This window comes from uncultured Jatrophihabitans sp., from assembly GCF_964246335.1.
Lineage (GTDB): Bacteria > Actinomycetota > Actinomycetes > Mycobacteriales > Jatrophihabitantaceae > Jatrophihabitans.
Genome location: NZ_CAXTQF010000013.1, coordinates 56,042 through 65,593, shown reverse-complemented (window position 1 = coordinate 65,593; position 9,552 = coordinate 56,042). Strand labels below are relative to the sequence as shown.

8 protein-coding genes are annotated in these 9,552 nt (G+C 72.0%); 7 read left to right on the top strand and 1 reads right to left on the bottom strand.

Going from position 1 to position 9,552, the window contains the following annotated elements; genetic code table 11:
- The first annotated feature begins 31 nt into the window (after positions 1–31).
- From murF to ACFFCN_RS06240, 7 genes are read left to right on the top strand one after another with little or no spacing between them, the layout of a single operon-like run.
- Entirely contained in the window at positions 32–1,471 is a 1,440-nt protein-coding gene (murF, locus tag ACFFCN_RS06270) for a UDP-N-acetylmuramoyl-tripeptide--D-alanyl-D-alanine ligase (RefSeq protein ID WP_375490285.1), read from the top strand.
- On the top strand, positions 1,468–2,559 hold the full coding sequence (mraY, locus tag ACFFCN_RS06265; protein ID WP_375490283.1) for a phospho-N-acetylmuramoyl-pentapeptide-transferase: 1,092 nt from the start codon (positions 1,468–1,470) through the stop codon (positions 2,557–2,559). The genes murF and mraY overlap by 4 nt, the downstream gene beginning before the upstream one ends.
- The gene (gene murD, locus ACFFCN_RS06260; protein WP_375490282.1) at positions 2,552–3,931 is read left to right on the top strand and encodes a UDP-N-acetylmuramoyl-L-alanine--D-glutamate ligase; all 1,380 of its coding nucleotides are present in this window, start codon (positions 2,552–2,554) and stop codon (positions 3,929–3,931) included. The genes mraY and murD overlap by 8 nt, the downstream gene beginning before the upstream one ends.
- Positions 3,928–5,442 (top strand): putative lipid II flippase FtsW, encoded by a 1,515-nt coding sequence (ftsW, locus tag ACFFCN_RS06255; protein WP_375490281.1) that lies wholly within the window; start codon positions 3,928–3,930, stop codon positions 5,440–5,442. The genes murD and ftsW overlap by 4 nt, the downstream gene beginning before the upstream one ends.
- A complete protein-coding gene (gene murG / locus ACFFCN_RS06250; RefSeq protein ID WP_375490280.1) occupies positions 5,439–6,551 on the top strand; it encodes an undecaprenyldiphospho-muramoylpentapeptide beta-N-acetylglucosaminyltransferase in 1,113 nt (370 codons plus the stop codon). Before ftsW ends, murG begins: the two co-directional genes overlap by 4 nt.
- Entirely contained in the window at positions 6,548–8,059 is a 1,512-nt protein-coding gene (murC, locus tag ACFFCN_RS06245; RefSeq protein ID WP_375490279.1) for a UDP-N-acetylmuramate--L-alanine ligase, read from the top strand. Before murG ends, murC begins: the two co-directional genes overlap by 4 nt.
- Positions 8,056–8,784, top strand: a complete 729-nt coding sequence (locus ACFFCN_RS06240; protein WP_375490278.1) for a cell division protein FtsQ/DivIB — start codon at positions 8,056–8,058, stop codon at positions 8,782–8,784. The genes murC and ACFFCN_RS06240 overlap by 4 nt, the downstream gene beginning before the upstream one ends.
- Here ACFFCN_RS06240 and ACFFCN_RS06235 read toward each other — a convergent pair.
- Entirely contained in the window at positions 8,774–9,472 is a 699-nt protein-coding gene (locus tag ACFFCN_RS06235) for a hypothetical protein (protein ID WP_375490277.1), read from the bottom strand. The two genes, ACFFCN_RS06240 and ACFFCN_RS06235, sit on opposite strands and share 11 nt — an antisense overlap.
- Positions 9,473–9,552: the final 80 nt, after the last annotated feature.

Below are 9,552 nucleotides of genomic sequence, written 5' to 3'. Positions count from 1 at the left end.
GAATGGCTCGGACCGGGCGGGGGTGCGACCGATGATCGAGCTGACGCTGGGCGAGGTCGCGGCGATCGTCCACGGCCGGCTGGCGCATGCCGACGCCGCCACGCCGGTGACCGGCAGCGTCGAGTTCGACTCCCGCAAGGTCACCCCCGGCGGACTGTTCCTCGCCCTGCCCGGCGAGCGCGTCGACGGGCACGACTACGTGCCGGGGGCGGTCGAGCACGGCGCCGCGGCCGGCATCGTCACGCACCCCGTGCCCGCGCCGTCGATCGAGGTGGCCGACGGGTTCGCGGCCTTGGCCGCGCTCGCCGGCGCGGTCGTGCCCCGACTGCCGGACACGACGGTCATCGGCGTGACCGGCTCGGCCGGCAAGACGTCCACCAAGGATCTGCTCGCGCACCTGCTCGGCGCCCTCGGCCCGACGGTCGCGCCGCCCGGCTCGTACAACAACGAGCTCGGCCATCCGTACACCGTGCTGCGCGCAACGCCGAAGACACGCTTCCTGGTCCTCGAGACGAGTGCCCGCGGCATCGGCCACATCGCGTACCTGACGCGCATCGCGCCGCCGCGCATCGGCGTCGTGCTCAACGTCGGCAGCGCGCACCTCGGCGAGTTCGGTTCGCGCGAGGCGATCGCCCAGGCCAAGGGCGAGCTCGTCGAAGCGCTGCCGAGCGCCGCCGACGGGGGAGTCGCCGTGCTGAACGCCGACGACCCGTTGGTCGCCGCGATGGCCGTCCGCACGCAGGCGCGTGTCGTGCTCGTCGGCCGTGCGGCAGATGCACAGGTCCGGGCGTCCGACGTCGAGCTCGACGACCAGGGACGCGCGTCGTTCACGCTGGACGCCGCCGGCGAAGCCGTGCCCGTCACGTTGCCGCTCGTCGGCGAGCACCACGTCGCGAACGCGCTCGCCGCCGCGGCCGTCGCACTCGAATGCGGGGCCACGCCGCAGGACATCGCCGGGCTGCTGCGCACCGCTACGCCGGCCAGCCGGTGGCGGATGGAGACGACCGAACGCGCGGACGGCGTCGTGGTGATCAACGACGCCTACAACGCCAACCCCGAGTCGATGCGTGCCGCGCTGGCCGCCCTGGCCCGGGTCGGCGCGGGGCGCGCGGCCGGGGGCGCCCGCACCTGGGCGGTGCTGGGTCCGATGGCCGAACTCGGCGCCGACGCCCCGGGCGAGCATCACGCGCTGGGCCGGCACGTCGCCGAACTCGGGATAGCACAGCTCATCACCGTGGGGGACGAGGCCCGCGCGCTCGCCGACGGCGCGGCTGCGCAAGACTCGTGGGACGGCACGGCGACACGGGTGCCGGACACCGCAGCAGCGGTCGAGCTGCTGCGCGGAGGCCTGCGCCCGGGCGACGTCGTCCTGGTCAAGGCATCCCGATCGGCGAGCCTCGAACGCGTCGCCGACGCCATCACCGAAGATGATCGGTCGGACGTGCAGGGGAACGGAGGCGGCGCAGGATGAAGACGATCCTGATCGCCGCTGTGTTCGCCCTGCTGACCTCGATCCTGTTCACCCCGATGGTCGTCGTGTACTTCCGCCGGCGCGGCTTCGGCCAGGAGATCCGCATCGACGGCCCGCAGACGCACCTCGTCAAGCGCGGCACTCCGACGATGGGCGGCGTCGCGATCATCGGGTCGACGGTCGTCGGCTACCTCGTCGCGCACATCGTCATCGCGATCCGCGGCGGCGGCGGGTTCGACCTGTCCGGGCTGCTCGCGCTCTACCTGATGGTCGGCCTCGGTGCCGTCGGATTCGTCGACGATTTCATCAAGATCCGCCGTCAGCGCAGTCTCGGCCTGCGCGCGCGGGCGAAGTTCGCGGGCCAGCTCGTCGTCGGCGTCTCGTTCGCGATCTTCGCCCTGCAGCGACCGAACAAGTTCGGCCTGACGCCCGCGTCAACCCACCTGTCCTACGTGCGCGACATCAGCGCCATCGGCCTGGGCAGCATCGGCTTCGTCGTGCTCGCGTACCTGATCATCTCGGCGACGTCGAACGCGGTGAACCTCACCGACGGCCTCGACGGCCTCGCCGCCGGCGCCGCGGCCATGGTGTTCGGCGCGTTCACGCTCATCTCCTTCCTGCAGTTCCGTAACCCGTGCGGCGCGCACCCGCTGGCCGGTTGCTACGACGTGCGGGACGCGCTCGACCTCGCGCTGGTGGCCGCGTCGGCGATGAGTGCCTGCTTCGGATTCCTGTGGTGGAACGCCTCGCCCGCGCAGATCTTCATGGGCGACACCGGCTCGCTCGCGCTCGGCGGGCTGATGGCCGGGCTCGCCATCCTCACCCGCACCGAGCTGCTGCTGGTCGCGCTGGGTGGGCTGTACGCCGCGATCACCGTGTCGTCGATTCTGCAGACGGGCTGGTTCAAGTTCACCCGGATACGCACCGGCACCGGCAGACGTATCTTCCGGATGGCCCCGTTGCACCATCACTTCGAGCTGGGCGGCTGGGAACCGGTGACCATCATCGTCCGCTTCTGGATCATGGGCGGGATGGCCGTCGCGTTCGGGATGGGACTGTTCTACGCGGACTTCATCGGGAATGGCTGAGCAGCACGCCGCGCCGGCGTTGCCGCTCGCCCCGGGCATCCGGGTGCTCGTCTGCGGCGTCGGTGTCGCCGGCACGTCCGCGGCCCGCGCGTTGCTGGAGCTCGGCGCGGTGGTGACGCTCACCGCGACCCGGCGTTCGGCCGGCGTCGACGAGCTCGAACGACTCGGCGCCCACTGGGCCGACCCGCTCGAGACCGTTCCGGACGACATCGACTTCGTCGTCGCCTCGCCCGGCGTGCCGCCGCACGACCCGCTGCTGCGAGAGGCCGACGCGCGACCGCTGCCGGTCTTCGGCGAGGCCGAGCTGGCGTGGTACCTGCGCCCGGAGCAGCCTGCGCCGTGGCTGGCGCTCACCGGCACGAACGGCAAGACCACCACCGTCCACATGCTCGAGTCCATCCTCCAGGCAGCGGGGCTGCGTGCCCTGGCCGTCGGCAATGTCGGTACGCCGCTGATCGACGCGGTGCGCGAGCTGCCGCCCTACGACGTGCTCGCGGTGGAGCTGTCCAGTCAGCAGCTGCAGTTCGCGCCGTCGGTCGCACCCGCTGCCGGTGCCTTGCTCAACATCGCGCCCGACCATCTCAACTGGCACGGCTCGATGGCGGCGTACGAGCGCGCCAAGCGGCATGTGCTCGACGCCGACGTCGCGATCGTCAACGCCGACGACCCGCGCGTCGTGGAGCTCGCGCCGGACGGTGCGATCGGCTTCACGCTGGGTGCGCCGGACGACGGGCAGCTCGGCGTCGTCGGCGGCGCGCTGGTGTCCCGCGCGTTCGGCGACCACGACGCCGTCCTGGCCCGCGTCGACGACGTACGCCCGGCCGGCGCGCACAACGTTGCCAACGCGCTTGCGGCAGCGGCGCTGGCGCGCGCGCACGGCGTTGCCCCGGCGGCGATCGCGGCCGGACTGGCCGCGTTCACGCCCGACCCGCACCGCAACGCGTTCGTCGCCACCGTGGACGGCATCGACTGGGTCGACGACAGCAAGGCGACCAACCCGCATGCGGCGCACGCGTCGCTCTCGGCCTATCCGCGCATTGTCTGGGTCGCCGGCGGCCAGCTCAAAGGGGTCGATGTCGCCGACCTGGTTCGCGAGGCCACGCCGCGCCTCGCCGGCGCCGTACTGCTGGGCGCGGACCGTGCGCTCGTCGCCGCTGCACTTGCACGACACGCACCGGATGTCCCGGTGATCATGGTCGACAGCACCGACGATGGGGCGATGACCGAGGTGGTGCACGCCGCGGCCGGGCTCGCGCGTCCCGGCGACACGGTGTTGCTCGCTCCCGCCGCGGCGTCCTACGACATGTTCTCGGGCTTCGGCGCGCGCGGTGACGCATTCGCCGCCGCGGTGCACGCGCTGGCCGATCGATGATCGAGCAGAGCGTCGCGGCTGATGCCGCGGCTACCGCACGCACCTCACCCACGAAACGCAGCAGCTCGCGGACGGCGGTCGTCAGCCGCTTCCTCGACGGTCCTTACGCGTCGGTCCAGCTGCTGCTGCTCGCCGCCGCCGGGCTGCTCGTCTTCGGGGTGCTCATGTCGGTGTCGACGACCATCTCGGCCGCACACACAGACTCGGGCACCGGCTCCATCTGGGGGCAGTCGACGAAGGAGTTCGAGTTCATCGCCGGCGGCCTGCTGCTGTTCTGGTTCGCGGTGCGCCTGTCACCACGCGCCTTCCGGCTGCTGACGTACCCGATCCTGGTGCTGTCGATCGTGTCGCTGGTGGCAGTGCTGGTGCCCGGCATCGGCGTCGGGGTCTACGGCGCACGTCGCTGGATCGACGTCGGGGCGCTGCAGCTGCAACCGTCGGAGTTCGCGAAGTTCGGCATGCTGCTGTGGGGCGCGGACCTGCTCTCGCGCAAGCTGCAACTCGGCACGCTGCGCCGCGCACGCCATCTGTTCGTGCCGCTGCTGCCCGGTTTCGTGCTCGTCAGTCTGCTCGTGATGTGCGAGCCCGACCTCGGCACCACCTGCTGCTTCATGCTCATCCTGCTCGGCCTGCTGTGGATGGTCGGCATGCCGCTGCGTTACTTCGCGCTCGTGCTGGGCGCGGTCGCCCTGGGCATCACCGTGCTCGCGGTTGCCGCGCCCTATCGACTTGCCCGGCTGACCAACTTCACCGATCCGTTCAAGCACGCCAAGACCACCGGCTACCACACCGTCGAGGGCCTGTACGCGCTGTCGTCCGGCGGGGTCTTCGGCGTCGGTCTCGGCCAGGGCACGTCGAAGTACGGCTGGGTGCCGAACGCGAACTCCGACTTCGTGTTCGCGATCGTCGGCGAGGAGCTCGGCCTGCTGGGCGCGATGGCGGTGCTGGCGCTGTTCGCGCTGTTCGCGTACGCCGGCATGCGCGTCGTCCGACGCAGCGCCGATCCGTTCGTCCGGCTCGTCGCCGGCACTGCGACGATCTGGGTGTGCGGGCAGGCAGTCATCAACATCGGTTACGTCACCGGCCTGCTGCCCGTCACCGGCATCCCGCTGCCGCTGATCTCGGCCGGCGGCACGTCGCTGCTCGTGACGTTCTTCCTGCTCGGCATGCTGGTGTCCTTCGCCCGGCACGAGACGGCCGCCGTCCAGGCCGCGCGCAAGGCCCAGCGCCTCGGCCGCCGCTCCCGCCTCGAACGCTGGGCCCTGATCCCGGTGCCGCAGTTGTACAAAGCCCCCCGTAGGCGAAGCCGCCCCGGTACACAGGTCGGGGCAAGCTCCCCCCGGCGCGCAGCGCCGCACGAAGGCACAGCTCGCGCGGCTGCGGGCTCTGCGCGCGAGCGCTCATCGCGCGGTGGGTCGCCCGTCGGACCCACGTACCAGCGCTCCTCGCGTGCATCGACGGCATCGGGTCAGCGGTTGCGGCCGACGGGCACTGACGGGCGTCGGCGGTGACGTCGCCCCGGGTCGTCGTCGCGGGCGGGGGCACGGCGGGGCACATCGAGCCGGCGATGAACCTCGCCGATGCCGTGCGCAGGCTCGAGCCGTCGGCGCAGGTCGTCGCACTCGGTACGTCCAAAGGCCTGGACACCGAACTGATCCCGGCGCGCGGCTATCCACTCGAGCTCGTCCCGCCCGTTCCGCTGCCGCGCCGGCTGAACCGCGATTTCGCGCGCACCCCAGGTCGGGTCCGGGCGGCCGTCACCGCGGCGTCGTCAGTGTTGGCGCGGGTGCAGGCCGAGGTCGTCGTCGGGTTCGGTGGCTACGTCGCGGTGCCCGCTTACCTCGCCGCGAAGCGCGCCAGCATCCCGATCGTGGTGCACGAGGCGAATGCCCGGCCGGGCCTCGCCAACCGGGGCGCCGCGCGGTTGACGACGCATGTCTTCACGGCGTCGCCGGAAGCGCATCTGCCGCACGCCGTGCCCATCGGCATCCCGCTCCGGCCGGCCATCTCGCAACTCGACCGCGCAGCGTTGCGCGCCGAGGCCCGCGCCCGGTTCGGGTTGCGTCCCGACCTGCCGACGCTGCTCGTGTTCGGCGGCTCGCAGGGCGCACGGTCGATCAACAACGCGGTGCTCGGCGCCGCCGGTCGCCTGCGGGCAGCCGGTGTGCAGGTGCTGCACGTCGCCGGCGGCAAGAACGACATCGCACTGCCGCCCGACGCGCGGGACAGCGACACGCCCTACGTCGTGGTGCCCTACGTCGAGCAGATGCAGTACGCCTACGCCGCCGCCGACCTCGCGCTGTGTCGCTGTGGTGCCATGACGTGCGCGGAGCTGGCCGCGGTCGGCCTGCCGGCGATCTACGTGCCGTACCCGGTCGGCAACGGCGAGCAGCGCCTGAACGCGCTGCCGATCGTCGCCGCCGGGGGAGCGGTGCTCGTCGACGACGCGGCGCTCACACCTGACCGCGTGCTGCGCGAGGTCGTCGGGCGCATCACCGATCCCGGCACACTGGGGGGCATGTCCCGCTCAGCAGCGCGCGCCGGCGCGCGCGACGCCGATGTGGTGCTGGCGCAGCGGGTGCTCGACGTCGCCGCCGAATACCGCAGGTTCCACCCGTGAGGCCGACGAGCGACCACGCCGGGGACCGGCCCGACGACTGGGCAGCGCCCGGCGCCGCACTGGTCCGCAGTGCCGCCACCGATGTCGTGCCACGGCTGCGCGACCTCGGCCGGGTGCACATCATGGGCATCGCCGGCGCCGGCATGAGCGCGCTCGCGCGGATCCTGATCGAGCGTGGCATCGAGGTCAGCGGCTGCGAGGCGCGCGACTCGCTGACCGTCAAAGGCCTGCGCGCGCTCGGCGCGCAGGTCACGATCGGTCACTCGCCGCGGCACCTCGACGACGCCGACACGTTCGTCTACACCACCGCGATCAATCCGCGGCACGAGGAATTCGTCGCCGCGCGCGACAGCGGCAGGCAGGTGCTGCGCCGGGCAGCGGCGCTCTCGTCGGCGCTCGAGGACCGCCGCACCGTTGCCGTGTCCGGTACCCACGGCAAGACCTCCACCACCTCGCTGTTGGTCGTCGCGGCGCAGGCGTGCGGGGCGGATCCGTCGTTCGCCATCGGCGGCAACCTGTACGAGACGGGCAAGAACGCACACCTGGGCTCCGGCCCGCTCGCCATCGTCGAGGCCGACGAGAGCGACGGGTCGTTTCTGCTGACCCGGCCGAGCGCGGCGCTCGTCACCAATGTCGAGGCCGATCACCTGGAGAACCACGGCGACCTGGAAGGCATCTTCGCCGCGTTCGAGCAGTTCGTCGAGCGCGTCGACGCCGACGGACTGCTGCTCACCTGCGCCGACGACCCGGGTGCCGAACGCGTCGCCGAATACGCCCGGGCGCGCGGCCGAACCGTGCGCACGTACGGCACCAGCGAATTCGCGGACGTGCGCGTGTTGGACATCGACTCGGGCGCCGACGCCGTCGAGTTCACCGTGCACGCCGCGCCGGACGGTGACTTCGCCGCGATCGGCGAGCGCCGGGTGCGTGTCGGTGCGCTGATCGGTGCACACATGGCCCTGAACGCGAGCGCCGCGCTGGCGCTCGTGGCGTACCTCGGCCTCGACGTCGAGGTCGCGACGTCGGCGTGGGCGGCGTTCCGCGGCGTCCACCGGCGCTTCGAGTCCTACGACGTCGGCGGCGGCGTGCGCATCTACGACGACTACGCCCACCACCCCACGGAGATTGCCGCGTCCCTCGCTGCGGCGCGCAGCGCGTTGGCGCAGGACGGCCGGTTGATCGCCGTGTTCCAGCCCGGCACCTACAGCCGCACGCAGACCTTCGCCCGCGAGTTCGCCGACGCTCTCGCCGCCGCCGACATCGCGGTGGTGATGGACATCTTCCCGGCGCGCGAGGAGCCGATTCCCGGCGTCACCGGCGCGACCATCAGTGACCTCATCGACTTGCCTGCCGAACAGGTCGTGTACGAGCCGCGTTACGACGCGGTGCCCGAGCGGATCGCGCAGCTCGCACGAGCCGGCGATCTTGTCATCACGATGGGCATCGGCAACGTCTACCTGCTCTGCCCGCTGATCCGCGAGGCGTGCGAGTCCGCGGCGGCGACGTGAGCATCGTGACCCCGCGGGCGCCGCGTACCGAGTCCGAACCCGACGAGCCGCGTCACCCGTGGCGCAGCCGGCGGCTCGTGGCGATCGTCGTCGCCGTTGCGGCCGTCGTGCTCGCCGGCGTCGCCGTCTGGCTGGTCGCGTTCAGCTCGGTCTTCGGCGTCGGGACGGTCGCGGTGCGCGGCACGCATCTGCTCAGCGCCGGGCAGGTCCGTTCGGCCGCACACGTCGCAGCGGGTACGCCGCTGGTCCGGCTGGACACCGACGCGGTACGCCGCCGCGTGCAGCGCCTGCCCGAAGTGGCGTCCGCGCGCGTCACGACGTCGTTCCCGTCGACGGTGACGATCACGGTCACCGACCGCACGGCGATCGGCTACGTGCGTAGCTCCGGCAAGGCCGTACTCGTCGACCGCACCGGCAAACGCTTCCGCACCGTCCGGCACGCGGCGAGCACTCTGCCGCGCCTCGTGTTGCCCCACGGATCCGCGACGACCGCCCGCGCCGTGGCCGCGGTGGCGGCGTCGCTGCCGCGCGATCTGCTTGCGCGTACGTCCTCGATCCAGGCGCTGACCCCGCAGTCGATCACCGTCGTGCTCGACGGCGACCGCGTGGTGCAGTGGGGCACCGCCACCCGCAACGCGGACAAGGCGCGGGTGCTGCCCGTCCTGCTGCGGCGCAAGGATCTGCACATCGACGTGACGGACCCGGATCAGCCGTTCACCCGTTGAGCAGCTCGGGCGCGGCGCGTTGTGGTCGTACGGCGAGCAATGCCAACCCCGCCTGCACGATCCACGCCCACAGCAGCGCCGGGATTGCAGCGATGACGAGCCCCTCCAGCGAGAAGAACCCGCTCGGCACGATGAACGACAGCAGCAGCACGACGTGCGCGGCAGCGGTGACGGCGGCGAGGTAGATCGTCGGCCGGGGGAGGGCACCCGTCCGGTGCACCAGCAGCGCGTACGCGCCCAGGCCGAGCGCCGTCGGCATGCCCGACATCGCCAGCAGGCCGAAGCCCAGGTCGTAGAGCAGCCCCGGATCCGGCACATGCGGCGCGCGGTAGACGAGCACGTCGAACGCGGTGAACCCGGCGAGCAACAGCACGACGAACCCGCTGATACCGGCGGCGAAGCACCGCACGAGCGCGGCGTTGCCGTCCGTCCTGCCGACCACCTGCCGTAGGTGCGCCGCGGCGGCCGTGCCGAACAGCAGCCACAGCGTGACGCCGAGCGTGTACATCAACATCATGAGTTGCAACCGGGCGCGGTGGTCGACGAGGAAGGCCGTCAGCGCGGTGCTCGTCGCGCCCGTTGCCGGGAAGTCCCAGATCGGCAGGATGGCCAGGCCGATCGTGGCCGAGGCGATGCTCGTCAGGGCCGCGAGTCCGGCGACCCTGACGGCCGTGAGTGGGGCGGGCATGGCGGTCCCTCCATCTAGACAGTGGCAAGTCGAGGTAGCTACCGTATCTAGACACTGTCCAGACTGTCTAGGGTGAGCCG

What these genes read in the sequence shown, in the direction of transcription:
- murF (WP_375490285.1), top strand. Translation starts at nt 32, where the DNA reads ATGATCGAGCTGACGCTGGGCGAGGTCGCGGCGATCGTCCACGGCCGG.
- mraY (WP_375490283.1), top strand. Translation starts at nt 1,468, where the DNA reads ATGAAGACGATCCTGATCGCCGCTGTGTTCGCCCTGCTGACCTCGATC.
- murD (WP_375490282.1), top strand. Translation starts at nt 2,552, where the DNA reads ATGGCTGAGCAGCACGCCGCGCCGGCGTTGCCGCTCGCCCCGGGCATC.
- ftsW (WP_375490281.1), top strand. Translation starts at nt 3,928, where the DNA reads ATGATCGAGCAGAGCGTCGCGGCTGATGCCGCGGCTACCGCACGCACC.
- ACFFCN_RS06235 (WP_375490277.1), bottom strand. Translation starts at nt 9,472, where the DNA reads ATGCCCGCCCCACTCACGGCCGTCAGGGTCGCCGGACTCGCGGCCCTG.